Origin of the sequence: uncultured Collinsella sp., assembly GCF_959026545.1 — a bacterium.
Taxonomy (GTDB): Bacteria; Actinomycetota; Coriobacteriia; order Coriobacteriales; family Coriobacteriaceae; genus Collinsella.
The window spans coordinates 1-23,945 of the sequence record NZ_CAUFLV010000021.1 but is presented as its reverse complement, the minus strand read 5'-3'; the positions used below and the strand labels follow the sequence as shown (position 1 = coordinate 23,945).

18 protein-coding genes, 1 tRNA gene and 1 pseudogene are annotated in these 23,945 nt (G+C 62.4%); 14 read left to right on the top strand and 6 right to left on the bottom strand.

Annotation, left to right across the window (positions count from 1 at the left end; genetic code table 11):
• Nucleotides 1-339: 339 nt before the first annotated feature.
• Nucleotides 340-522: pseudogene (locus Q5Q88_RS08405) on the top strand (P-II family nitrogen regulator); the annotation flags it as partial.
• On the opposite strand, the gene Q5Q88_RS08400 reads toward Q5Q88_RS08405, so the two are convergent.
• Nucleotides 475-1,458 carry an ATP-dependent sacrificial sulfur transferase LarE gene (locus Q5Q88_RS08400; RefSeq protein WP_302742930.1) on the bottom strand — a complete coding sequence of 328 codons (984 nt, stop codon included), beginning with the start codon at nucleotides 1,456-1,458 and terminating at the stop codon, nucleotides 475-477. The pseudogene Q5Q88_RS08405 and the gene Q5Q88_RS08400 overlap by 48 nt on opposite strands.
• A gap of 100 nt (nucleotides 1,459-1,558) precedes the next feature.
• On the opposite strand from Q5Q88_RS08400, the gene Q5Q88_RS08395 reads away from it, so the two are divergent.
• From Q5Q88_RS08395 to Q5Q88_RS08385, 3 genes are all read left to right on the top strand, one after another.
• A complete protein-coding gene (locus Q5Q88_RS08395) occupies nucleotides 1,559-2,296 on the top strand; it encodes an HAD family phosphatase (protein WP_302742928.1) in 738 nt (245 codons plus the stop codon).
• 183 nt (nucleotides 2,297-2,479) lie between these two features.
• Complete coding sequence (locus tag Q5Q88_RS08390; RefSeq protein WP_368076135.1) at nucleotides 2,480-2,917, top strand: FGGY-family carbohydrate kinase; 438 nt, start codon at nucleotides 2,480-2,482, stop codon at nucleotides 2,915-2,917.
• A 9-nt stretch (nucleotides 2,918-2,926) separates the two neighbouring features.
• Nucleotides 2,927-3,469, top strand: a complete 543-nt coding sequence (locus Q5Q88_RS08385) for a class II aldolase/adducin family protein (protein WP_302742924.1) — start codon at nucleotides 2,927-2,929, stop codon at nucleotides 3,467-3,469.
• Between the two features lie 67 nt (nucleotides 3,470-3,536).
• Here the strand turns inward: Q5Q88_RS08385 and Q5Q88_RS08380 are convergent, their stop codons facing one another.
• Complete coding sequence (locus Q5Q88_RS08380; RefSeq protein ID WP_118652806.1) at nucleotides 3,537-4,616, bottom strand: LacI family DNA-binding transcriptional regulator; 1,080 nt, start codon at nucleotides 4,614-4,616, stop codon at nucleotides 3,537-3,539.
• Between the two features lie 220 nt (nucleotides 4,617-4,836).
• On the opposite strand from Q5Q88_RS08380, the gene glmS reads away from it, so the two are divergent.
• The gene (gene glmS / locus Q5Q88_RS08375; protein WP_302742922.1) at nucleotides 4,837-6,702 is read left to right on the top strand and encodes a glutamine--fructose-6-phosphate transaminase (isomerizing); all 1,866 of its coding nucleotides are present in this window, start codon (nucleotides 4,837-4,839) and stop codon (nucleotides 6,700-6,702) included.
• A 132-nt stretch (nucleotides 6,703-6,834) separates the two neighbouring features.
• On the opposite strand, the gene Q5Q88_RS08370 is transcribed toward glmS, so the two are convergent.
• Complete coding sequence (locus tag Q5Q88_RS08370) at nucleotides 6,835-7,851, bottom strand: LysR family transcriptional regulator (RefSeq protein WP_294123099.1); 1,017 nt, start codon at nucleotides 7,849-7,851, stop codon at nucleotides 6,835-6,837.
• Between the two features lie 219 nt (nucleotides 7,852-8,070).
• On the opposite strand from Q5Q88_RS08370, the gene Q5Q88_RS08365 reads away from it, so the two are divergent.
• The 9 genes from Q5Q88_RS08365 (at nucleotide 8,071) to Q5Q88_RS08325 (ending at nucleotide 17,578) form a co-directional block, all read left to right on the top strand.
• Nucleotides 8,071-9,129 carry a YeiH family protein gene (locus tag Q5Q88_RS08365; RefSeq protein WP_294123097.1) on the top strand — a complete coding sequence of 353 codons (1,059 nt, stop codon included), beginning with the start codon at nucleotides 8,071-8,073 and terminating at the stop codon, nucleotides 9,127-9,129.
• Nucleotides 9,130-9,282: 153 nt separating this feature from the next.
• Nucleotides 9,283-9,663, top strand: coding sequence for a CDP-alcohol phosphatidyltransferase (locus Q5Q88_RS08360; RefSeq protein ID WP_302742919.1), 381 nt, complete (start codon nucleotides 9,283-9,285; stop codon nucleotides 9,661-9,663).
• A gap of 283 nt (nucleotides 9,664-9,946) precedes the next feature.
• Entirely contained in the window at nucleotides 9,947-11,749 is a 1,803-nt protein-coding gene (locus Q5Q88_RS08355; protein WP_302742917.1) for an ABC transporter ATP-binding protein, read from the top strand.
• A 1-nt stretch (nucleotide 11,750) separates the two neighbouring features.
• Nucleotides 11,751-13,676: an ABC transporter ATP-binding protein gene (locus Q5Q88_RS08350; RefSeq protein ID WP_302742915.1), complete on the top strand. Its 1,926-nt coding sequence runs from the start codon at nucleotides 11,751-11,753 to the stop codon at nucleotides 13,674-13,676.
• Between the two features lie 452 nt (nucleotides 13,677-14,128).
• On the top strand, nucleotides 14,129-15,121 hold the full coding sequence (locus tag Q5Q88_RS08345) for a PTS sugar transporter subunit IIB (protein ID WP_294160208.1): 993 nt from the start codon (nucleotides 14,129-14,131) through the stop codon (nucleotides 15,119-15,121).
• 10 nt (nucleotides 15,122-15,131) lie between these two features.
• A complete protein-coding gene (locus tag Q5Q88_RS08340; RefSeq protein WP_302742913.1) occupies nucleotides 15,132-15,947 on the top strand; it encodes a PTS mannose/fructose/sorbose transporter subunit IIC in 816 nt (271 codons plus the stop codon).
• A 19-nt stretch (nucleotides 15,948-15,966) separates the two neighbouring features.
• Nucleotides 15,967-16,887 (top strand): PTS system mannose/fructose/sorbose family transporter subunit IID, encoded by a 921-nt coding sequence (locus Q5Q88_RS08335; protein ID WP_302742911.1) that lies wholly within the window; start codon nucleotides 15,967-15,969, stop codon nucleotides 16,885-16,887.
• Between the two features lie 116 nt (nucleotides 16,888-17,003).
• Complete coding sequence (locus tag Q5Q88_RS08330) at nucleotides 17,004-17,384, top strand: DUF956 family protein (protein WP_118652826.1); 381 nt, start codon at nucleotides 17,004-17,006, stop codon at nucleotides 17,382-17,384.
• 118 nt (nucleotides 17,385-17,502) lie between these two features.
• Nucleotides 17,503-17,578, top strand: a tRNA-Arg gene (locus tag Q5Q88_RS08325).
• Between the two features lie 196 nt (nucleotides 17,579-17,774).
• Here Q5Q88_RS08325 and pknB read toward each other — a convergent pair.
• The 3 genes from pknB to Q5Q88_RS08310 form a co-directional block, all read right to left on the bottom strand.
• The gene (gene pknB / locus Q5Q88_RS08320) at nucleotides 17,775-19,706 is read right to left on the bottom strand and encodes a Stk1 family PASTA domain-containing Ser/Thr kinase (protein WP_302742908.1); all 1,932 of its coding nucleotides are present in this window, start codon (nucleotides 19,704-19,706) and stop codon (nucleotides 17,775-17,777) included.
• A gap of 75 nt (nucleotides 19,707-19,781) precedes the next feature.
• Nucleotides 19,782-22,601 (bottom strand): FtsW/RodA/SpoVE family cell cycle protein, encoded by a 2,820-nt coding sequence (locus tag Q5Q88_RS08315; RefSeq protein WP_302742906.1) that lies wholly within the window; start codon nucleotides 22,599-22,601, stop codon nucleotides 19,782-19,784.
• The coding region (locus tag Q5Q88_RS08310) for a Stp1/IreP family PP2C-type Ser/Thr phosphatase (protein WP_302742904.1) at nucleotides 22,602-23,945 on the bottom strand (1,344 nt) is incomplete at its 5' end.

Genomic DNA, 23,945 nt, shown 5'->3' with positions numbered 1-23,945 from the left:
AGAACGTCACAGGTTCGAATCCTGTACGCCGCACCAGTCGAAATGAGAACCCGGGCCGCGCAGGCGGTCCGGGTTTTTTGCAAGGTGCCGGCTACAACGAGCACATGCCAGCAACAAGCGCACGTGGCACGTTGAGTGTCTCATTGCATCGAGACTTCACATCACTTCAGTCTTGCTGACAGAGCCAGACCTTCCTGCATAGCATTCATTTTTCAACGGATTTGACCAGCTACTCTGCTTTCCCGTCGTCCAGCAGGTTCTTAAGCAGGCCGTGAATCCACCGGTCGATGCCACCTATCCCGCCATCGTCAACATTGCCTTTCGGATGGCCTTCGCGGCATGACCATCTCTCAGGTACAGGGCTGCGGCAACCAACACGGCTGGAAGGAGTACGTGCGTGGCACCGAGGTCCTTCTCAACACCATCCCCAAGGTCGAGTTCGAAATCGTTGTGAATGACGAGCAGGTGAATGATCTAGTGCGGGTCATTTGCGATGCAACCCGAACGGGGGAGGTCGGGGATGGAAAGATTTTCGTGACCCCCGTGGAGGACGTTATCCGTATCCGAACTGGCGAGCACGGGCCCGCTGCGCTGTAGTGGCTCCGGGCACTGCAGGTGGGCGCGCTGTGCATCGCCGCGCGTCGCGCTGCCGTTGCCTTCGCCGTGTATGTATGCTCGGACGACGGGGTCGACCCTCTGGGCGCCCCGTCGTCCGAGTTCGTCAATGATGCGTTGTGGTAGCGCGCGCCCACCCGCCTGCGCATTCTGGAGCAGCGGCGAGTCGAGCTCATCCTCGCCGAGGCTCACCCGCGCCGTACCGGCGTCCAGGCGCACGCGGACCTGCTCAAACCCCAGGTCGTGCAGGTAGTCCTCGCAGGCTCGAACAACATGGAGCTTCTCTTTGGTAAGCGTCTCACCGCAAGGGATGCGCGTTGCCAGGCAGGCTCCTGCCGGGAGGCTCCACACCTCGTGCCCCCAAGCGCGCAACACCTCGCGCTCCTCTGCCTTGCTCCAGCCTGTCTCCATGAGGGGAGATTGAGCTCCAAGATCACGAACGGCGCGCGTGCCGGGGCGGTAATCTCCGGCATCGTCGACGTTGCTGCCCTCTAGGACCACATGCGCTCCAACCTCACGTGCGACATCCATGATGCGTTGGAATCCCAGACGCTTGCAGTGATAGCAACGGTCTGCGGGGTTCGTTGCCACGGTGGGATCCAAAAGCGGATCGACCTCGATGCTAACCACGTGGGCACCCAGGCGTTCAAACCGCTTCCGCTCCCGTTCGAACGATGCACGCTCGGGCGTTCCCACCAGGGGTGTGTCGAGATGAATGAGGTGCACGCGGCTCGGAGGCAACGCCCGCACGCAGACCGCGGCGAGGAAGGTGCTGTCAACCCCGCCCGAAAACCCGATGGCGACGCTTCCGTACGATTGAAGCAGCTCGACAAGTCGTCTCATCTTCTCGGCGCTGCAAATTGGTACCGGTATGTCAATTCTTGTGCTCATGGAAGGTATCTTACCCAGCGAGCCGTTACAATGCTTGCCGAGGGCGGGGTTAATGGCTTCGCATCTCGATTTGCATCATATCGACATGTTCTCGGCGCCGTTCGAGACTGACGTTAAGGGGAGAGCCGTGCAGCCCATTCAAGCGATTCTTTTTGACATGGACGGTACGCTCGTGGATTCCGAGCGGGTGAGTCAGGCGGCGTGGAAGCTCGCCGCCCGCGATTTGGGATTCGAGCTCCCCGATGCGCTCATCCAGTCGTTCATTGGTCGCACCGCGCCATCGGTGCATGCCCTGGTGGCGAATCACCTGCATGGAGATGAGGCCCTCGCCGAGGAGTGCTTCCGCCTGCATCACGTACATTTTGATCGTATTTGCGAGACGGACCTCGCGCTGATGCCCGGTGCCCGCGAGGCACTTGAGCAGCTGAGCGCCGCCGGATATCCGCTCGCTTTGGCGACTTCAACCTACCGCGCGAAGGCCATTCCGCGTCTTGAGCGCTTTGGCCTGCGCGACATGTTCGTCACGATGACCACGGGCGACGAGATTGAGAACGGCAAGCCGGCACCCGATATCTTCCTGTTGTCGGCGGAACGCATGGGCGTCGAGCCGGCCAACTGCGCGGTGATAGAGGACTCGCATAACGGCGTCCGTTCCGGTCACGCCGCCGGCGCGCGGGTCTTTATGATTCCCGACATGGTGCCGCCCACCAGCGAGATTGAGGCCATGTGCACGGCGATTCTCGGCAGCCTGCACGAGTTGCCCGCCGCGATTGCCGCCGTGAACGGATAAATTGCACCGACGGGGTAATGTGCGCGCCATTGGGGGGTGTCCCTAATGGCGCGCTCGGTAAATACGCAAATGCGGGGTTAAATTGACGACGCGCGAGTAGACAGAGCTTCCCTTTTGACAAAACCGCAGGTAGTTATGTTGTCAAAAACACGCTCTACTTGGCGCGACAGATTTTAACCCCGCATTTGCGCATTTCTTTCTTCAGGTACGTGGAGTCTGCTGGGGGTTGAGAATCCCGAGCCCATCACCACTGCGGAAAGCTATGAGCAGAACTTCACCAATGAGGGTGGCTTTGAGTTCCGCTTTAGGTATCTCAAGAACATCATGGGTTTATGGATGAATCAGTCGGTCCGCCGTGAGATCAACGGCGTCGATTATGTCGAAGGCAAAACGGATCACAAGGCCATGCTCGACCACAAGGTCGACTTCGACGAGCTGCGCGCGCTGTGCTGCGAGGCCGAGCCGTTCGAGGCCTACCTGCCCCAGTTCTATCCGGGCCGCGGCACCATCACGTTCCTCGGTATCACGCAGGATGGTGACGGCTACTTCAAGTTCGTGGCCGCCGAGGGCGAGAACGTGGATGGCCCGATTTCACCTTTGGCGACACCAACATGCGCATGAAGTTCTCGGATGGTGCCCGGCAAGTCCGAGATTGCCGAGGCGTCCTGCGCGCTCATGAAGAGCTACGACGCGATCGTGTGGGCGCACCACGGTCTGTTCGCGGCCGGTCCGGATTTCGACACGACCTTCGGCCTTGTGCACACCATCGAGAAGGCGGCAGAGATCTACCTTGCCGCCCGTGCGGCCAACGGCGGTTCCGATGACTTCCTCAACCGCATTTCCGACCAGGATCTTCGTGATACCTGCCGCGATTTCTTCATGCAGGGTGCGATCCGTGCGGCAGAAGATGATTTTGAGAATGGCGTCTGCGGGACCACGCTTGCCGCGCTCTCCGGTCAGGATGTTGCGTTCGTGCGGGCGATGGCCCAAGATGATCGCCCCTCGCGCATGTGCGACATCGCGGAGCGCATGGGTCAGACGCAGGACTATGCGCAGAAATACCGTCGACGTCTGATCGACGCGGGCGTTATCTCGGCCGCTGGCCACGGGTATGTCACGTTTGCCGTCCCGTATATGCGCGAATATCTGCGCCGGATGGAACTAGATTGGTAGCGCTTGGCCTCTCAACGCGGCTCGCGCTGCCATTGGAGACACCCATGCGGGCTCCTGCCTAACCCGACTACAGGTACCCACTGATATCCAGGTCCGGATCGGCGAAGTCGGTGGCGTTGTGCTCTCCGGAGCTTGCGCGTGCGAGCAGGAATGGCCGCACCAGAGCCTGATGATTCTCGGTGGGCATGGCGTTGCCCGCCCTGCGGTTGTCTTCAATCTGCGCGATGAGGTACTGCACGCCCTTGCGACCAATTTCGTACCCGGGGGGAGCGATGGTGGTGAGCGGAACGTTGCCGCTCCAGGCGAGCGGGTTACCGTCACTACCCACAACCTTGATGTTGTCGGGCACGCTGAGCCCGGCGGACTGGATGCCCGCGATGGCTCCGGTGGCGAGCACGTCGGAGAGCGCAATCGCAAAGTCGGGCCGTTCCGACGCGGGGCGCTTGGCAAGGCGGCGCCCGATTGAATATCCATCGCGTGCCAGGTTCCAAGAGCCCTCGTCAATGAACTCGAACGTTACGCCCGTCGTCTCGTGCATGAGGTCTTTGATGCCCGCTATGCGCATGCCGAGCTTTTCAAATTCGTCTTTACCAAAGACCGCAACGTGATGGGCGCCGGCTTCGATGGCGTGTTGGGCCACAAGGCGCCCCTGTGCACGGTTGTCGGCGCCAACAAAATACCCCGGCTCGTCACTGTGGAAGTCGAGGTAGACGGTGGGGACCGAGGGCGTCGCCATGGAGGGCTTCCAGCCGTAGACGCTCATGGGCTGCACGAGGATGCCTGCCATTTGGGTGCCCATAAAGTAGGACAGGTAGCGGGCGGAGAGAATATCGTCGTTGTCCGCGTTGGCGATGAGCAGGCCGTATCCGTGCTTTTGGGCCTCGGCGTTGGCACCGTTGGCGATTTGCAGTGAGATGCCGTGCTCAAGGCTGGGCAGCACGAGGCCGAACGACTGATTTTTGCCACCGGCGAGCATGCGGGCACTCTGGTTGGGCGCGTATCCCAGTTTTGCCGCGACCTCGTTGATGCGCTTAAGCGTTTCGGGGCGCACCTTCTCCGGATGGTTGAAGGCGTTCGATACAGTGCCCAGCGCGACACCCGCCTCGTTGGCGACGTCGTTGATGGTGACGGTGGTATGGCGAGCCATGGGGCCTCCAAAAGCGCCTTGTCGAACGCGGTTATGCGGAAACCTATCCATTGTATCGCTTCAAAACCTTAATTTGGGAACAGGCGCTAAATTGAGCTTCTCAATCGAGGGTGCGCGCGTCATCTTAAATGGTCCCAAAAAACAAATACCATTGTTACCAACTTGTAACAATTTGTCCGTAAACTCTTGGGCTGCCGTCAATCGACCGAAAGGGTTTTCCATGTGCGGAATTGTTGGATATACCGGAGCCGAGGCCGCCGTCGACGTGCTGGTCACGGGCCTCAAGCGCCTTGAGTACCGGGGCTACGACTCGGCTGGCGTCGCGCTCGAGCTTGGCTCTACGGGGGAGTCGTCGCGCACGATTGATGTGGTTCGCTGCGTGGGCAAGGTGGCAGGCCTCGAAGACGAGCTGGCCGCCCCTCATGCGGCTGCGACCTGCGGAATCGGTCACACACGTTGGGCGACGCACGGGCGCCCCTCGGTGGAAAACGCTCATCCACACGTAAGCTGCGATGGCAAAATCGCGGTGGTCCACAATGGCATCATCGAGAATTTCGCCGAGTTGCGCGAAGAGCTCACGGCGAAGGGCCATCACTTTAGGAGTGAAACCGATACCGAGGTCTTTGCGCATCTGATCGAGGAGGCCTATCCGCACCATCTATCCGAGCCGCGCCCGCTTGTCGCTGCGGTTCGCGAGGCGTGCACGTACGTGGTGGGTGCCTACGGTCTGGCCGCCGTGTGTGCGGACGAGCCCGGGGTCATCGCGGTTGCCCGCAAGGACAGCCCGATAGTCATCGGTCGCGGCGAGCACGGCAGCTATGTTGCCTCCGACGTCATCGCCCTTATCGACGCGACGCGCGACGTCGTGGTTCTCGAGGACGGGCAGTTCGCCTGCCTTACGCCCGAGGGTGTTGAATTCACCGATGATCGCGGACACGTTATTGAGCCCGAGGTCACGCATATCGACTGGGATATCGATATGGCCGAAAAGGGCGGGTATCCCGACTTCATGATGAAGGAGATCTGCGAGCAGCCGCGCGTGGTGCGCGACACGCTGGTGGGCCGCCTTGCCCCCACGGGGGAGCTCGACATCGACGAGCTCGGCCTGACGTACGAGCAGCTCGACGTGATCGATCGCGTGTGCGTAATCGCGTGTGGCACGAGCTACCATGCCGGCCTCATCGCGAAGAACCTCATCGAGGGCTGGGCGCGCATTCCCTGCGAGGTTGAGGCGGCGAGCGAATTTAGGTACCGCAACCCCATCATCACGCCTTCGACGCTGGTGGTTGCCGTGTCTCAGTCGGGAGAGACGGCGGACACCCTGGCGGCGATTCGCGACGCGCGCATCAAAGGCGCGAAGGTCTTCGGCATCACCAACGTAGTGGGCAGCCCGGTGGCCCGCGAGAGCGACGGCGTGATTTACACCAAGGCGAACAAGGAAATCGCGGTTGCTTCCACCAAGAGCTTTATTGGCCAGGTGGTGAGCTTGACGCTGCTCGCGTTGCTGCTTGGCCAGGTTAAAGGCAAGCTCACGACCGCTCAGGTGCGTATGCTGTTCCACGAACTGGGCGACACTGCCGAGCAGATTCAGTGGGTGCTCGACACGCAGAAGGAGGCCGTTCACGAGGCGGCCTTGGCGTGCAAGGACGCGCGCTCGGCGCTCTTTGTGGGCCGCGGCATGGGGGCTGCCATCTCAAACGAGGGCGCCCTCAAGCTCAAGGAGATCAGCTACCTGCATGCGGAGGCGTACGCGGCGGGCGAGATGAAGCACGGGCCCATCGCGCTGATCGACCCCGGTTTCCCGGTCATCGCTGTTGCCACCAAGAGCCCCACGTACGACAAAACCGTAAGCAACCTCAAGGAGTGCGAGGCACGTGGCGCGCGCATCATCGCCGTGGCGACGGTGGGGGACGAGGACATTCGCAAGGTCGCGGACCATGTTATCTACGTGCCTGCCGTGCGTGATGCGCTGAGCCCGATCACGGCGACGGTGCCGCTGCAGCTTTTGGCGCGCGAGGTCGCCATCCTGCGCGGATGCGATGTCGACCAGCCCCGTAACCTTGCCAAGAGCGTGACGGTGGAGTAGCTCCTTCGGAATTCGAGAAAAAGAGCGGGGCGGCAAGAGACGAGGCTTGGCTCAAAGTAGATGTCGTCACAGCCTGTCGTACTTGTCGCAACCTGTCGCGCGTCGGTTTTTGGTCGCCCACGGCATGAGGGCTCACGGTAGGCTGCGCCATGCTTTGCAGAGGGCGCGATACCGTGGTGCGTATTGGCTGCCCCGTTGCCAGATGAGGCAAAAGTCGTGTTCGATAAAGAAGTCGACAGGTGTAATATCCACGAACTCCCCTCGGGCGAGCTCCTCTGCTGCTGCCGCGCGATACATGAACGTTATTCCCGCGCCGCTTCTCACGCATGCCTTGATGGTCGGGATGCTCTCGAGCTCGACGACTCCCGCGAAGTCCGTCACGGCGAGATCGCGCGCCGCCAGGTGCTTTTCGAGAATCTCGCGCGTGCCCGATCCCGCCTCGCGCAGGATGAGGCGCTCGCCAAGAAGGTCGCGAATGGAGCTGGGCCGGGCAACGTGGGTTCGAAACTCTGTGGGGGAGGCGCCCCGCTCGGCATCTGCAGGGTTGTCGACCTCGGTTTTAGTTCCCGCCCCGTGCGCGACGCCTCCTCCTGCCCCGGGAGTGACGATCCCTTTTGCGCCGGCCCTTCCGGCGATGGTGATATACGGCTCGCGCGAGAGGATCTCGTAGTCAAAGCGCTCGCGGTCGAATGAGCCCTCCACGAGCGCGAAGTCGATGTCGCCCCGATCGAGCGCCCCCACTAGGTCGCGCGTGTTGCCGGCACGCATGGTGATAGAGCTGTTGGGGTGCCGAGTGAGATGGACTGCCATGAGCTTCGGTGCCGTGAAGTCGGCGATGGTCCGCGTGCAGCCGAACTTGAGTGGCACGGTGTGGGCCCTTGTGGGCTCCGCTGCGAGGCTCCCTACCTCGGTGATCAATCTCTCCTCGTCGTTTTCCATGGCAAGAAGTCTCCGATACAGCACGTCTGCGGCGAGCGTGGGTTCGATGCCACGGCCCGTTTTGGTGAATAGCGGGCATCTATAGTGCGATTCGAGCTGTTTGATGTGCTGGGAGGCGGCGGGCTGCGTGATCATGAGGGAGGCGGCGGCTTGCGTGAAGCTGCGCTGCCGATAGACCTCCAAGAAGGTATGGGTGCGGTAATCAAGCATGCTTGTTTCCCGTCTGCTCGTTCTTACGTAATAAAGATATCTAATGAAACCATAACTAATTAGATAGAAATAATTATAGATAAAGGTCCTACCATAGTTTCGACAACACGGGTGCCGCTTCGTAGCTCGTTCAAGTGGGCATAGCGGTGAATACAAGCCTCAATGCGAGAAGCCTCAAGAGGAGCACGTTGCTACATTGAGGTTCGGAAAGGTGGATGCGTGGAGCTCTTCAAGGATTTCAAGGACCTGTGGCGCGGGGTGGCGCTGACGTTGGTGATCTCGGTGCCGGCCTGGTTGTTGGGGAGGCGATTCGAGGTCATCGGTGGTCCCGTCTTCGCCATTCTCATCGGCATGGTGATGGGACACGTGCTGCGTAAGCGCTCGGGTGTCGCGGAAGCCGCCGCCCCGGGCATCAAGTACACCTCTAAGAAGATTCTCCAGTACGCGGTCATCTTGCTCGGATTCGGACTCAATTTGGGGCAGATCGCCAAGGTGGGCGCCAGCTCGCTGCCCATCATTGTCTCCACCATCACGACCTCGCTCGTGATCTCCTTTGTCCTGTGCCGTGTCATGAACATCCCGCGCAAGATATCGACGCTCGTGGGCGTGGGCTCGTCGATCTGCGGCGGTTCCGCTATCGCCGCCACGGCTCCGGTCATCGATGCGGACGACGAGGAGATCGCCCAGGCAATCAGCGTCATCTTCCTGTTCAATATCATCGCCGCGCTGGTCTTTCCCACGCTTGGCGGCATGCTTGGCATGAGCAACGAGGGCTTTGGCCTGTTCGCCGGCACTGCTGTGAACGACACGTCCTCGGTAACCGCCGCGGCGACGGCGTGGGACGGCATGCACCCCGGCTCCAACGCGCTCGACCATGCCACAATCGTCAAGCTCACGCGCACGCTCGCGATTATCCCCATTACGCTGTTCCTCGCCTTTTGGCAGGTCCGACAGGCAAAGCGCGCCGCCGAGACGGGTACGGGTGACGGTGCTGCCACGGGCACGTTCGACATCAAGAAGATCTTCCCGTTCTTCATCCTTTTCTTCGTTTTGGCGAGCGTCATTACCACCGTGTTCGCCCTGCCGGTAGCCGTGACCGCCCCCATCAAGACTCTTTCCAAGTTCTTCATTGTCATGGCCATGGCGGCGATTGGCTTCAACACCGACGTTGTCAAACTGGTCAAGACGGGCGGCAAGCCCATCTTCATGGGTCTGTGCTGTTGGATTGGCATCACGCTGGTAAGCGTGGGCATGCAGCACCTGCTTGGTATTTGGTAGGTCGGGCGTCACTCGTATGCATACCGTTGCTCGAACAAAAGAGCCGTCCACCAAGTTTTGCTCGTAAAACGTGCGCAAGGTGGGAAAGATGGAGGTATCGGTTATGCAAGCGCCCGGCGTCGGGTCCGGGCGCCCGACAGATAGGAGCCAACTATGGGAATGAAGGCTGATCAGGAGATCTCCTTGGATTTCGAGGGGCTTTTGTCCTACCTGCGCTCTAAGACGCGCGTATTCATGGACGTCGATGGCCATGAGTACTATGTGACCCACACCGACGGGTACTGGCGCGTCCAGGATTGCGAGCGCCTGAACGACAAGGGCCGCTTCGTGGATTGCTCAGAGTTGGTGACCACCCTGCCGGAGCTGGTCGAGCTTCCGTGGCTCGATGGCAAGAGCGTGCACGACTTGACCGATTGCGCGACGTTCTATGAATCGATTCAGGAGGGCTGGGTCACGCCGGATGGCGTGGAGCCCGTTGCTGCGGAAGCCGCGGAAGCTGAGGAGGCCACGGAAGTCGTTGCTGCGGAGGAATAACTTCCACGTGGCGACCGTAAGCCGAATTTCGCCTTGTGCGGGCGCCGGCCCCGCTCCCCCATGGGGGAGTGGGGCTTTTCCTTTGAGGAAGTGGGTTGCTAAGAGCGATGCTGGGGGCATGCGATTGAGAAGCTTGTGACGTTAAGATAGGATTGGTGTCTAATACAGCGCACATGTATTGTTGATGATCGTTCGAGCGGAGCGATGCGGGGATCGTTCGAGGTGGCGAGTCGTTCATCGCTTGCGGGGCGATTGACGGTCATCGGGGTTTGACGCGTGGGGGATGATGGTTGTGAAGCTGCTGCTGAATACCGTACGGCCGTACAAATTGCTCGTCGCCGCCACGCTCGCGGCCCTGTTGTTGGACGTTGCGGGCACGCTGTACGTGCCCACGATGCTCGCCGGGATGATCAACCAAGGTGTCGCGAGCGGGGGCACCGATTTCATCTTGGGACAGGGCCTGAAGATGCTGCTGGCGTGCTGCTGCGCGAGCGGCGGCGCCCTGCTCGGCAACTACCTATGTGCCCGTCTCGCCTCATACGTGGGCCGCGACATCCGTAACGCCGTGTATGAGGCTTCGCTCGCGTTTTCGGGTAGTGACTTCGAGGAGTTCGGCACGGGCTCGATGATCACGCGCACCCTCAACGACGTCAATGTCATCCAGCAGACGGTCATGCTCGCCACGCAGGCGATGCTGCCGGTTCCCATCATCTGCGTCATGGGCACGGTCCTGGCATTCAAGATCGACGCCCAGATGGGCGCCATGATGCTCGCCGTGGTGACCGTGGTCATGGTCTTCGCCGTTATCGCCGTGCGCCGCGCCGCGCCGGTCTTCGAGAAGATGCAGGGCTTCATCGACCGCATGAACGTTGTGCTGCGCGAGAACATCATCGGCGTACGCGTCATCCGCGCCTTCGGCAAGGAACGCCACGAAGAGGGCCGCATGGGCCGCGTGTTCAGCGACTACGCGAACGCGGCGATCAAGGTCAACTGGATCTTCGCCGGCGTCGACTGCTTTAGCTTCTGCCTCATGAACATCGCCGAGGTGCTGCTCATGTGGCTCGGCGGCAACCGCGTGGGCGCACACGCCATGGAGATCGGCAGCATCTCGGCGGTGGTCGAGTACGCCATGCTCATCATGTTCTACATCATGATGGCCCAGTTCGTGGCACTGATGGTCCCGCGCGCGATCGTGTGCCTGCAGCGCTGCTCCGACGTCATCTACAAGCAGCCGAGCATTGTCGACGGTGCCGAGCGCCTGCCCTCTGCGACGCGGGCTGCCGGGAGCGGGTCGAATGGCGACGTCGCGTCCGGAGCTGCCGAGGTGCCGGGCTATGCCTTCGCGCCCGGCGACGTCGTCGCCCAGTTTGACCACGCCTCGTTCCGCTTTGCCGATGCCGATGAGGACACGCTCCACGACATCGACTTCGCGTGTCGTCGCGGCCAAACAACGGCCATCATCGGATCGACGGGCTCGGGCAAGTCGACCATCGCCAAGATGCTCCTGCGTCTGCACGATGTGACGGAGGGCTCTGTCCGCTTCGCCGGCGTCGATGTGCGCGGCCTCACGCAGCGCGACCTGCGCGACCGGATCGCCTACGTGCCGCAGAAGGCGTGGCTGTTCAGCGGCACGGTCGCGAGCAACCTGTGCTACGGCAATGAGAGCGCAAGCGAAACCGAGATGCGCCACGCTCTCGAGGTTGCTCAGTCCGACTTCGTATGGGGGCTTGCCGAGAAGCTCGAGGCACCCGTTGCCCAAGGCGGCACCAACTTCTCGGGCGGTCAGCGCCAGCGCCTTGCCATCGCGCGCGCCCTCATGAAGCGCGCGGACCTTTACATCTTCGACGACAGCTTCTCGGCGCTCGACTTCAAGACCGATGCCGCCCTGCGTCGCGCCCTCAAGCCCGAGACGCGCGGCGCGGCGGTGCTCATCATCGCCCAGCGCATCAACACGATCCTGCATGCCGACCAGATCATCGTGCTCAAAGACGGTCGCATCGAGGGCAAGGGCGCGCACGAGGAGCTCATGGAGAGCTGCGAGGTGTATCGCGAGATCGCCAACAGCCAGATGAAGGGAGGTGAGTAGCATGGCGTGGAATAAGAAGAAGCGCAACGATGGCGGTGACGAGCTGTTCTCCGAGAACTCTCGCATCGAGCGCGAGCGCAAGCAGGGTGCCATAGAGGACGCCCAGGCGATGGCCGATAATTCCGGCACGCCGGAGGAGGGGCTCGAGGTGCCGAAGGACGCCTGGGGCACCGTGCGCCGCCTCTGGGGCGCCGCCCGCGGAGAGCGCTGGCGCTTCGGCGTGGTGGTTGCCGCCATTATCGTCTACACGGGCTTCCATGTTGCCGCCCCCGCGTACAGCGCGCACGTGATCGACGTCCTGTGGACGAGCATTCAGGCCGCCTTCGCCGAGGGCCGCACGTTCACCGTCGGCTGGGACACGGGCGGCCGTGAACTCGCCATCTACTTCGCCATCTGGACGGGTGCCTGTGCGCTGTACTCGGTTCAGTGCTTCGTCATGGCGGGCTTCGCCGAGAAGCTCAACCTCTCTCTGCGCACGAGCATCGCCGAGAAGCTCAACCGCCTTCCGCTCAAGTTCTACGACGGCCACAAGCCCGGCGAGGTCGTGAGCCGCGCCACCAACGACCTGGACAAGATGTCCGAGGTGCTGCAAACCGGCCTGCTCAAGCTCATGAGCGCCGTGGGCACCATCGTCGGCGCGCTGTTCATGATGTTCCGCTACAGCTTCCTGCTCACCGGCATCTTCCTGGTGTTCGCCCTGCTCTCGACGGTGGTGACCCAGTACGTCTCAAAGCAGACGCTGCGGCTCGCTGCGGAGCGCCAGCGCTACGTGGGCAAGCTCACCGCGACGGTTGAGGAGGCCTACTCGGGCCGCCTCATCATCAAGAGCTTCAACCGCGAGGAGCTGAGCGCCGCCGAGGTGAGCGAGTTGTCGGATAAGCTCGCCCGCGCCAGCCGCAGGGCCGACTTCGCGACCAACGCCATCAGCCCGCTGATCCGTTTCATCATCCGCCTGGCGCAGGTGCTCATCGCCATCGTCGCGGGGGGCATGCTCGTGGGCGGTCAGATCACCATCGGCGTGTTCCAGGCGTTCTTTCACTACATCTATCAGGTGTCCGAGCCGCTCACGCAGCTCTCGTTCACCATCAACACGCTGCAGAACGCCCTGGCGAGCGTCGAGCGCGTGTTCGACATCCTCGATGAGGAGGAGGTCGAGCCCGACCCCGCCCCCGATGTGGCCGCGAGCCTGCCGGCGGAAGTCGAGGGGCGCGTGGACTTTGAGCACGTGCGCTTTGGCTACGACCCGGAAAAGCCGCTCATGCGCGATGTGACGTTCCATGTGAAGCCCGGCCAGAAGATCGCCATCGTGGGCGCGACGGGTGCCGGCAAGACGACGCTCATCAACCTGCTCATGCGCTTCTACGAGATCGGCGCTGGCGAGATCGCGCTTGATGGTGTGGACACCCATGCCATGACGCGCGCGGACCTGCGCCGGAACTTCGGCATGGTGCTGCAGGATGCATGGCTGTTCGACGGCACCATCGCCGAAAATATCGCCTATGGGCGCCCGGAAGCCACGCGCGAGGAGATCGTCGCCGCCGCCGAGATGGCGCGCATGGACCACTTTGTCCGCACGATGCCCCAAGGCTACGATACGCATGTTGAGAACGACGCTGAGAACATCAGCCAGGGCCAGCGCCAGCTGCTCACCATTGCGCGCGTCATTCTGTGCGACCCCAAAATCTTGATCTTGGACGAGGCGACCTCGAGCGTGGACACGCGCACCGAGCGCGACATCGTCCGAGCCATGGAGACGCTCATGCATGGGCGGACGAGCTTCGTCATCGCACATCGCCTGAGCACGATCGTCGACGCCGATCTCATCCTGCACATGCGCGCCGGCACCATCATCGAGCAGGGTACGCATGAGGAGCTACTCGCCGAGGACGGGCCGTATGCCGACCTGTATCGCAGCCAGTTCGCTTAAAGATCGTGAGGGCGCACGGCCGCCCGGTCGGTCGCCGTACCGCGCCGCGCCGGCCTGGCGCCCGCCTGGGCTGGCCGCCCCGTTCCGCTCCGGGGCGCGGCCATCCGAGCGGATGCGCACCGCTCCGTCCTCGACTTGTGGCGAGCCTGGGCGGGCCGTGCGCCGTGACCCAATCCGCTTACGGCCTGCTTGCCGCCGTTCAACGGAATGAAAAAAGCCCGATTGGGGGCGTTTAAATGCGAGTCGCCGCATCGAGTGCCACGTATATGGCGCGTACCTGCGGACTTACCGTGCTGAAATAGTGGGGCGAAAAACTGAATCTATATAACAACCCCTCGACCTGCGAATATGCATTATTTTCCCTGTTCGACAAAGGGTTGAATATTACGGACGAGCGGCATACCATAACAGAAGTTGTGTTCAAAACGTGTATCAACAGAGGAGGTTGTGTGATGGTAAGTATCGTTTTGGCAAGCCATGGTGACTTGGCAGAGGGTCTGAAGATGACCGGTTCGATGGTCTTCGGCGATCAGCCCAACGTCGCCACGGTTTCCCTCATGCCGAGCATGGGTCCGGACGACTTCCGCCAGAAGGTGGAAGAGGCGGTCGCTTCCTTCGACGATCCCGAGGACGTCTTGTTCCTCGTCGATCTGTGGGGCGGCACGCCCTTCAACCAGATCAGCGGTCTGTTCGACGCCCATCCCAGTTGGGCGATCCTGACCGGCGTGAACCTGCCGATGCTCGTCGAGGTGTACACCGCTCGCTTCGACGCATCCAAGACGGCCCACGATATCGCCAAGCACGTCATTTCCGAGGCCCGCGCCGGCGTTCGCGTCAAGCCTGAGTCTCTCGAGCCTGTGGAGGCCAAGCCCGCGGCAGTCGCGGCGCCGGCCGCCCATCAGGGTGCCATCCCCGAGGGCACGGTCCTCGGCGACGGCCACATCAAGTTCGTGCTCGCCCGTGTCGATACCCGTCTGCTCCACGGTCAGGTGGCAACCACGTGGACCAAGATGACCAACCCCGATCGCATCATCGTCGTGTCCGACGCCGTCTCTCACGATGACCTGCGCAAGTCCATGATCATGGAGGCCGCGCCTCCCGGAGTTAAGGCCCACGTCGTCCCGGTCCAGAAGATGATCGAGGTCGCCAAGGACCCGCGTTTCGGCGCCACCAAGGCCATGCTTCTGTTCGAGACCCCGCAGGACCTGCTCCGCGCGGTTGAGGGCGGCGTGGACATCAAGGAGGTCAACCTCGGCTCGATGGCCCACTCCGTGGGCAAGGTCGTCGTGACTAACGCCATCGCCATGGATAACGATGATGTCGAGACGCTCGAGAAGCTCGCTGCCAAGGGCATCACCTTCGATATCCGCAAGGTCCCGGCCGATTCCGCCGAGTCCTTCGACGCGATGATCAAGAAGGCCAAGTCCGAGCTGGCCGCCCAGTAAAGGAGGGAATATGTCAGCACTTTCGATCGTTTTGATCGCCATCATCGCGCTGCTGGCCGGTATGGAGGGTATTCTGGACGAGTTCCAGTTCCACCAGCCGCTCGTGGCCTGCACGCTCATCGGTCTTGTGACCGGCCACCTGCAGGAGGGCGTCATGCTCGGCGGCTCCCTGCAGATGATCGCCCTCGGTTGGGCGAACGTCGGCGCCGCCGTCGCGCCCGATGCGGCCCTGGCCTCCGTTGCGTCCGCCATCATCATGGTGCTCGCGCTCGACGGTGGCACGGCCGACTCCCAGACGGCCATCACCACCTCTATCGCTCTCGCCGTGCCGCTGTCCGTGGCTGGCCTGTTCCTGACGATGATCTGCCGCACACTCGCCATCCCCCTGGTTCACGCCATGGATGCCGCCGCCGAGAAGGGCAACTTCAAGGGCATTGAGATGTGGCAGATCCTGGCCATCCTCATGCAGGGTGCCCGCATCGCCATCCCGGCTGTGGCCCTGTGCTTCGTCTCACCCGAGATCGTGACCAACGCGCTCAACATGATGCCCGCGTGGCTGTCCGGCGGCATGGCCGTCGGCGGTGGCATGGTCGCCGCCGTCGGTTACGCCATGGTCATCAACATGATGGCGACCAAGGAGGTCTGGCCGTTCTTTGCGCTCGGCTTCGTCTTCGCCGCTATCAAGGAGCTCACGCTCATCGCCCTCGGCGTCATCGGCGTGTCTCTCGCCCTGCTGTACCTCGGCCTCAAGGACCTGGCCAAGAACAGCGGCGGCTCTGCCGGTACCGGCGATCCGCTCGGCGACATCCTGAACGATTACGAGTAAAGAAGGGAGGACGTACATCATGGCAGAGAACAAGGTTCAGCTTTCCAAGTCCGACCGCATGTCGGTGTGCATGCGTCATCAGTTCCTTCAGGGCTCGTGGAACTACGAGCGCATGCAGAACGGCGGCTGGTGCTTCGCTATGATCCCCGCGATCAAGAAGCTCTACTCCAACAAGGAGGACCAGATTGCGGCGCTCAAGCGTCACATGGAGTTCTACAACACGCATCCGTACGTGTCCGCTCCCGTCATCGGCGTCACCCTCGCTCTTGAGGAGGACCGCGCCAACGGCGCTCAGGTCGAGGACGCTGCGATCCAGGGCGTGAAGGTCGGTATGATGGGCCCGCTGGCCGGTGTCGGCGACCCCGTCTTCTGGTTCACCCTTCGCCCGATCCTCGGTGCGCTCGGCGCTTCCCTGGCCCTCGGCGGCTCCATCATGGGCCCGCTGCTGTTCTTCTTCGCGTGGAACATCATCCGCATCGCGTTCCTTTGGTACACCCAGGAGTTCGGCTACAAGGTTGGTACCTCCATCACCAAGGACCTCTCCGGCGGTCTTATGGGCAAGATCACCGAGGGTGCTTCCATTCTGGGCATGTTCATCATCGGCGCGCTCGTGCAGCGCTGGGTGAGCATCTCCTTCACCCCGGTCGTCTCCACGGTTCAGCAGTCCCCCGGCGCCTACATCGATTGGGCGAGCCTGCCCGCGGGTGCTGAGGGCATCCATCAGGCCCTGAGCCAGTACGCAGCGCTTGGTCCCACCGGCCTCGAGGTCGCCAAGGTGACCACGCTCCAGGCTAATCTCGACCAGCTGATCCCCGGCCTTGCCGCCGTGGGCCTCACGCTCCTGTGCTGCCAGCTGCTCAAGAAGAAGGTTTCCCCGATCGTCATCATCATCGCGCTGTTCGCCGTCGGCATCATCGCCCGCCTTGCCGGCATCATGTAAGACATCCGGGGTCTGAGCGCGTTTGTCGCGCTTGCACCTAAATTCGCGCCTGCTACCATGGTCTACCATCGGTGGCAGGCGCGTTTTCAATAGCGCGAAGAGGAGAGGGGACCAAGATGGCGCAGTCGCAGAACAGCTCCGTCTATTACACCGAGCACGCCACATCGTTTCACGGTATGGCCACATACGGAAACGTGATGCTGGGGAACAAGGCCTTCGAGTTCTACAACGAGCGCAACCCCGAGGACTACATTCAGATTCCCTGGGACGAGATCGATCGCGTGGCGGCGTCCGTCATGTTCGGGGGCAAGAAGATCGCGCGTTTCGCTATCTTCGTACACGGCAGCGAGTCGGGCTTCTCGTTCTCGACGCGAGACAACAAGGCGACGCTTCGGGCCATGCGCGAGCATGTCCCGGAGGAGAAATTGCTGCGTTCTTTGAGCTTCTTTGACGTGATCAAGCGTGGCGTGCTGTCACTGTTCCGCAAAAACCGCTAGAATATCGAGAGTGCGCTTTTGCGACTCGGCCGGTGCCGTCCGGCCCGCCCGATCGTTTCCGGTAAGCCCGGATTGACGCTTTACGGGTTTTAGGTACGGTCGCCGCACACATGGCAATGCCTCCGTAGCTCAGGGGATAGAGCACCGCTCTCCTAAAGCGGGTGTCGTACGTTCGAATCGTATCGGGGGCACCATTGAGAAATAGCAGGCCAGAGGACGTATCTCCTCTGGCCTGATTTTTTCCCATACGGAACACCTGATCACGTGGAGCAAGCGTGGGGAGTGGGACTCGAAACGGGAAGCCCGTTCCAAAGAGCACAGCACGGGTCGAGATAAAAAACGCGCTTGGGGTTCAATCCCCAAGCGCGTTTTACGCCCATGCAATGTGAGCTAATCTTCAGACCCGGTATCGCCGCCGGACTGCTGAGCTTGGGTGGTCAGCGTGATACTGGAGCCCTTATCGAGCGAGCCGGAGGCGGACTGGGCGGTCACCACGCCGTCTTGCGGGCCGTTCACGGTCACCACAAAGCCAAGAGCCTTAAGGTCCTTGATGGCAGTTGAGGCGTACTCGCCCACATAGTAGGGGGCGTTGACCTTCTCGGCGGGCTGGGGGCCCTTGGAGAGAACGACCGTGATGGTGGTGCCGGGGGCAACGTTGCCACCGGGGTTGAAGCTAACCACAAGCCCCTTGCTCACGGAGTCGCTGTACTCGGAGGTGAAGTTGTAGCTCAGCCCCGCCTCATCGAGCGCTGCCTTGGCGTCGTACTCGTTGTAGCCGGTGATGCTCGGGACCTCAACGGTGTCGGGACCGGTGGAGACCCAGATCTCGATCGTGGAGCCCTCGTCGACCATCTCGCCGGTGTTCGTGCCCTGCTTGAAGACCTTGCCCTTGTCGGCGTCGTTGGCCTCCTCGTGTACCTGGCATTTGAGGTTGAGCGCTTTGAGCGCCGACTCGGCGTCCTCGCGCGTCATGTCGGTAAGGTTGGGAACCTCAACCTGCGTGACGGGCTCGGGGCCCTTGGAGAGCGTCAGTTTGACCGTAGAGCCCTCCTTGGCCTCGCGGTTGCCGTCGGGCGTCTGGTCGACCACGTGGTCCTCTTCGATCTCCTCGTCAGTCACCGGATTGCCGTACTCGACCTTAAAACCAGCCTTCTCGAGCGTCGATTCCGCATCTTCCTTGGTGTAGTTGATCACGTTGGGAACGGTGACCATCTTGCCGCCGCCGAACAGGCTGGAGGCGAGGAATACGGCGATGCCGATGACGGCGATGGCGCCGACCACGATCGCGGCGATCTTGCCCTTGTTGCTCTTGGGCTCCTCGTAGGACGCGCTCCTGCCACCGTTTTGGGTAGAAACTCGGGGGCTGGCCGAGGTGGCGCCTGCGGCGGGCCTCGCCATTGCCTGCGTGGCATCGTTCATCACGCGCGTCTCGGTGGCACCCATGCCGTTCATGGGAACGGCGCCCGCGATGACACGCGTGGGCTCGGCCACGTCGACGGCACGACCGGCGGCGTAGGCGTTGAGGACCTCGCGGAGCTCGTCTGCCGTTTGGAAGCGGGCGGCAGGATCTTTTTCCATGCACTTGAGGATGATGCGCTCAAGTGCCGGGTCTACGCCGGGGTTGATCTGCGAAGGGGGAACCGGCAGCTCGTTGACCTGCTTGAGCGCAACGGAGATGGCGTCGTCGCCGTCAAAGGGAACGCGGCCGGTAGCGCATTCGTACATCACCACGCCGAGGGAGTAGATGTCGCTCGTGGGGCCGAGCTCCTGGCCGCGCGTCTGCTCGGGCGAGACGTAGTGGGCCGTGCCCAGCACGTTGTTGTCCTGGGTGAGGTGGCTGTTCTTGGCGCGGGCGATGCCAAAGTCCATCACCTTGATGTTGCCGTCGGGCAGCACCATGATATTCTGCGGCTTGATGTCGCGGTGGATTATCTCGTGCTTATGGGCGACGGAGAGTGCTCCGCAGATCTGGGAGCCAATTTGGGCGACCTTCTTGGGGTCAAGGGCGCCATGGCTGCGCACGCCGCTCTTGAGATCGGTGCCGCGTAGGTACTCCATGACGATGTAGTACGTGTCGCCGTCCTTGCCCCAGTCGTATACGCCCACGATATAGGGGCTCTGCAGTCCGGCCGCAGCCTGAGCCTCCTGCTTGAAGCGCGCCGCGAACGTGGCATCGCCAGCGTATTGGGGCAGCATGATCTTGACTGCCACCGTGCGGTCGAGCACCTGGTCTTGTGCACGATAGACGCTCGCCATGCCTCCGTTGCCTACTTTGTCCTTGAGCAGGTATCTGCCTCCGAGGACGCGCTGTACCTCTGCCATCTGTCAAACTCCTCATCATCCTATCCGCAAAGCGGAAATCGTTACCTCACTTGGGCCCGTGGAAGGGCGAATACGTTACGAGCTCTGGGCCGCGAGTGCCGCGCGCAGGACCTGTCCCGCAACGGCTGCGGCGGTCGCCTCGTTCTCGGTGGTCTCCTCTAGGACGAGCGAGATTGCGAGCGTGGGCGTGTCGTATGGTGCGAACCCGATGAACGTCGAGTTGGGGGTGCTGCTGTTGGTCTCCGCCGTACCGGTCTTACCGGCGACCTTGACGCCGGCGATGCTGGCTGCAGATCCACTGCCGTTTTGGACGACATCGAGCATGGCCTGCCTGATCTTGGCAGCGGTGTCGCTACTCACGGCCTGGCCGAGCGAGCGCGTCCGCGTGGTCTTGATGACCGTTCCGTCGGATGCGAGCACTTGGCCGACCACATAGGGGTTCATGGCGATGCCGTCGTTGGCGATCGCGGCGGCGATGACGGCATTCTGCATGACCGTGGTTTGCGGGCCGGGCGTGTGCCCCTGGCCAACCGGCTGGCCGGCGCCTGCCCATGCGAGCTCCCATTCGGTCATCTCCGAGGGATCGGGCATGACGGAGGCGACGGTGGAGAAGTCGATACCCAGGCTCTGGCCGTACCCAAATGCCGCCGCGGTGGCCACGAGGCGATCTGCCCGTACCTGCTTGGCAACCTGGCCAAAGACCGTGTTGGACGAGACGGCGAAGGCTCGGTCGAGCGTGATGTTTCCGTACCCGACTTCATTCACGCTCACAACGTCTGCACCACCGATTTCGAGGCGCCCGGGGCTGTCGTAGGTGGACTGGAGCGTTGCGACACCGTTCTCGAGCGCCGCCGCCAGCGTGACCGCCTTGAACGTGGAGCCAGGGGTGTAGAGAGCCTGCGTAGCGCGGTCGAACATGGAGGTATCGGCACCGCCGCTGGCGTTGGCGGACTCGATGGCCGCCTGGATATCCGTATTGTTGTACGCCGGGGCGCTCGCCCAGGCCAAGACGGCGCCCGTGCGGGGGTCGAGCACGACGATGGCTCCCTTGCGCCCGGCGAGTGCCTGCTCGGCGGCGACCTGGATACGCGAGTCTATCGTGAGCTGCACGGAGTTGCCGGGCTGCGTAATGCCGGCGAGGGAGTTGAGGGCGTTTTGCCAGCTCGAGTAATCCTTGGAGCCGGTAAGCGTCTCGTCTTGCGAAGCCTCGACGCCCGAGCTGCCGTACTGCTGCGAGTAATAGCCCACGGCATGGGCGGCAAGGTTGCCGTTGGGGTAGGAGCGCACGTACGTGCCATCTTCCTGCTGGATGGATTCGGCAAGCGTGAGCCCGTCGGAGGTAATGATGGAGCCGCGCTTGATGTAGCGCGCCTTGGTGATGGTGTGGTTGTTGCTGGGCATGTTCTGATACTCAGATGCCTTGAACACCTGGATATAGGTGATGTTGCCAATGAGCACGGCAAACAGGGCGGTGAACAGCAGCACTGTGCGGGTGAGGCGGTTGGCAAGGGCCACGCGGCCCAACAGGCCGCTCTCGGGCGTATCGAGGCCCGGGCGACGCACATGGGATCCACGCGCAGTCACGCGATAGCCGGCGGTTGCCAGGTCGGTGCTCGTGTTGGCAATCTCGGTGGAACGCCCTGTCGCCTCGTCGCCTGCGCGCAGCAGGAGCGCCACAATCACAAAGCTCGCAAGCAGCGAGGAGCCGCCCTGGCTCATGAAGGGCAGGGTGACGCCCGTGAGCGGGATGAGCTTGGTCACGCCGCCCACGATGGTGAAGGCTTGGAACGAGACGGCCGCGGTGAGGCCGGCGGCGGAGAACGCGGCGAGGTCGGATTTGGCGCGCGCCGCGGTGGTGAGGCCGCGCACGGCGAAGAGCATGAACAGCAGGAGCACCGCGACGCCGCCGAGCAGGCCCATCTCCTCGCCGATGGCGGCGAAGATCATATCGGATGCCACGACGGGAATGGTGTCGCCGCCCAGGCCTTTGCCGATGCCCACACCGAACAGGCCTCCATCGGCGAGCGAGTAGAGCGCCTGCACAATCTGGAAGCCCATGTTCTGGGCGTCTTTGAACGGGTCGAGCCATATGGCTACGCGCACCTGCACATGGCTCATGATGTGGTACATACCGAACGCGCCCACGGCCAAGAGCACGAGGCCTATGAGCACGTAGGAGACGCGCCCCGTGGCAACGTAGAGCATGATGAGGAAGACCGTGTAAAACAGCAGCGCGCTGCCCAAGTCGCGTTCGAATGCCACCACCAGAAGGCAAATGCCCCACACGATGAACAGGGGGTACAGCAAGCGAATCCGCGGGAGCTTGATGCCGAGTACGGTGCGGTTGGAGATGGAGAGCAGCTCGCGGTTCTCTGCGAGGTAGCCCGCTAGGAACAGGACGATGAACACCTTGGCGAACTCACCGGGCTGGAACTGGAAGCTGCCAATCTTAATCCACAGTTTGGAGCCGTAGATTTCGGTACCAATGAGCATGGGCAATACGAGCAGCACAATGCCGATGGCACCGAGTGCGTATTTGTAGCGGCTGACGACCTCGAGGTTCTTGACGAGCGCGAGTGTGCCCACCATGAGCGCGACACCCACGAACAGGAAGACGATCTGACCCATGGCCGCGCTGGGCTCGAGCCTGGTGACGAACGTGATGCCAATGCCCGAGAGTGCGAACACGATGGGTAGCAGCGCGGGGTCGGCGCCTGGGGCGAAGAATCGAACGCCAATATGGGCGGCGGCAAAGGCGGCAAAGAGGCCGAGCGGTACGGCGAGCGTTTGGAACGAGAGCGCGGCGCCCGCGTTGACCACATAGAGGGCGTAGAGCAGCGTCACGGGGAACGCGGCGGCTATGAGCAGGAGCAATTCGGTCGTGCGGCGACTCATTTACGCGGCACCTCCCTCGGTTGATGTGCTAGTGGGGGCTACAGAATCGGCGGGGTCGCTCGACCCCAGGGCGTCGGCGGGACCGCTTGCGCCGTCCCCTTCGGCACCGTCTTGCGCGTCAAGGCCGATTGCCCGCGCATCGGCGAGGGCCTTGGCCTTGGACTCGTCAATTTGCTCGCGGTAGTTGTCCACGGCGTCCGCAGCGTTCTCAAGGCTCTTTTGCGGAATGCCCTCGCGCAGGCGATTTTGCGTGTCTTCTGGCAGGTCGCTCAGTTTAATCGAGGTCTCGTCCTCAAGCCAATGGAGCTTGAGCCCCAAGATTTTGCCGGGGACACCGGTGTAAATGGCGACTGCGTCATCCTTGACGCCCAGATACACCGATTTGGTGATCGAGATGAATGAGACCCCGGCGATGATGACGATTGCGAGCAGCAATCCGATGAGTGAGAGGGTCATCACGCGGCGGTGCTTGCGGGCGAGCTCGCGAATACGACCGTCGTCGGTGATGTCCACCACGACGACGGTCACGTTATCGCCGCCGCCTGCCGCGAGGGCGGCGTCGACGAGGTTGTCGGTGCAGATCTGCGCAGTGGAGCTCTGCTGGGCCACGCGTTCGATCTCGCCGTCGGGAATCATGCTCGAAAGGCCGTCTGAGCACAGGATGAGCCGGTCGCCCTCCTCGACGTTCAGGGTGAAGTGATCCGCGTACATGGCGGGATCGCTACCGAGTGCGCGGGTGATGACCGAGCGATTGGGGTGCACACGGGCCTCGTCGGCGGTAATCTCGCCGGCGTCCACGAGCTCCTCGACATACGAGTGGTCACGCGTGACGCGGATGAGCGTTCCCTCGTGGAGTAGGTAGGCGCGGGAGTCGCCCACATGCGCGATGGCCAGCGTGGTGCCGTCGATGACCGCGGCGGTTGCCGTGCAGCCCATGCCCGGGCGACCTATGCCGTTCACCGCGGCTTCGATGATGGCGGCGTTGGCGGCTTCGATGGCGGCTCCGAGCTGGGCGGCGTCGGCTGTTTTGGGGCCGGTTTTGGCAATGGTCTCGACGGCGATGGCGCTCGCCACCTCGCCGGCGGCGTGGCCACCCATGCCGTCGCAGACGCAGAAGAGCGGCGAGGCCACAAGGTAAGAGTCCTCGTTGTGATTGCGCACGCATCCAACATCGGACCTGGCACCCCACATGAGCATAGAAGAGGTCCCGGCGTCAAAAGTCTCGTCAGTGTTCACGAGATCATCGGTGATGGGCTCGAAGCTCTGCGTCGAGCCCGGGTCGTTCAGCTGTGCCTCGACGGCGGTGATGTCGATCTCTGCCGTGTCCTCGGGGGAGGTGGGAGC

Coding starts and splice junctions, on each gene's coding strand:
- Q5Q88_RS08400 (WP_302742930.1), bottom strand. CDS start 1,458: ATGAGACGACTTGTCGAGCTGCTTCAATCGTACGGAAGCGTCGCCATC.
- Q5Q88_RS08395 (WP_302742928.1), top strand. CDS start 1,559: ATGGCTTCGCATCTCGATTTGCATCATATCGACATGTTCTCGGCGCCG.
- Q5Q88_RS08385 (WP_302742924.1), top strand. CDS start 2,927: ATGGTGCCCGGCAAGTCCGAGATTGCCGAGGCGTCCTGCGCGCTCATG.
- Q5Q88_RS08380 (WP_118652806.1), bottom strand. CDS start 4,616: ATGGCTCGCCATACCACCGTCACCATCAACGACGTCGCCAACGAGGCG.
- glmS (WP_302742922.1), top strand. CDS start 4,837: ATGTGCGGAATTGTTGGATATACCGGAGCCGAGGCCGCCGTCGACGTG.
- Q5Q88_RS08370 (WP_294123099.1), bottom strand. CDS start 7,851: ATGCTTGATTACCGCACCCATACCTTCTTGGAGGTCTATCGGCAGCGC.
- Q5Q88_RS08360 (WP_302742919.1), top strand. CDS start 9,283: ATGGGAATGAAGGCTGATCAGGAGATCTCCTTGGATTTCGAGGGGCTT.
- Q5Q88_RS08355 (WP_302742917.1), top strand. CDS start 9,947: ATGATGGTTGTGAAGCTGCTGCTGAATACCGTACGGCCGTACAAATTG.
- Q5Q88_RS08350 (WP_302742915.1), top strand. CDS start 11,751: ATGGCGTGGAATAAGAAGAAGCGCAACGATGGCGGTGACGAGCTGTTC.
- Q5Q88_RS08345 (WP_294160208.1), top strand. CDS start 14,129: ATGGTAAGTATCGTTTTGGCAAGCCATGGTGACTTGGCAGAGGGTCTG.
- Q5Q88_RS08340 (WP_302742913.1), top strand. CDS start 15,132: ATGTCAGCACTTTCGATCGTTTTGATCGCCATCATCGCGCTGCTGGCC.
- Q5Q88_RS08335 (WP_302742911.1), top strand. CDS start 15,967: ATGGCAGAGAACAAGGTTCAGCTTTCCAAGTCCGACCGCATGTCGGTG.
- Q5Q88_RS08330 (WP_118652826.1), top strand. CDS start 17,004: ATGGCGCAGTCGCAGAACAGCTCCGTCTATTACACCGAGCACGCCACA.
- pknB (WP_302742908.1), bottom strand. CDS start 19,706: ATGGCAGAGGTACAGCGCGTCCTCGGAGGCAGATACCTGCTCAAGGAC.
- Q5Q88_RS08315 (WP_302742906.1), bottom strand. CDS start 22,601: ATGAGTCGCCGCACGACCGAATTGCTCCTGCTCATAGCCGCCGCGTTC.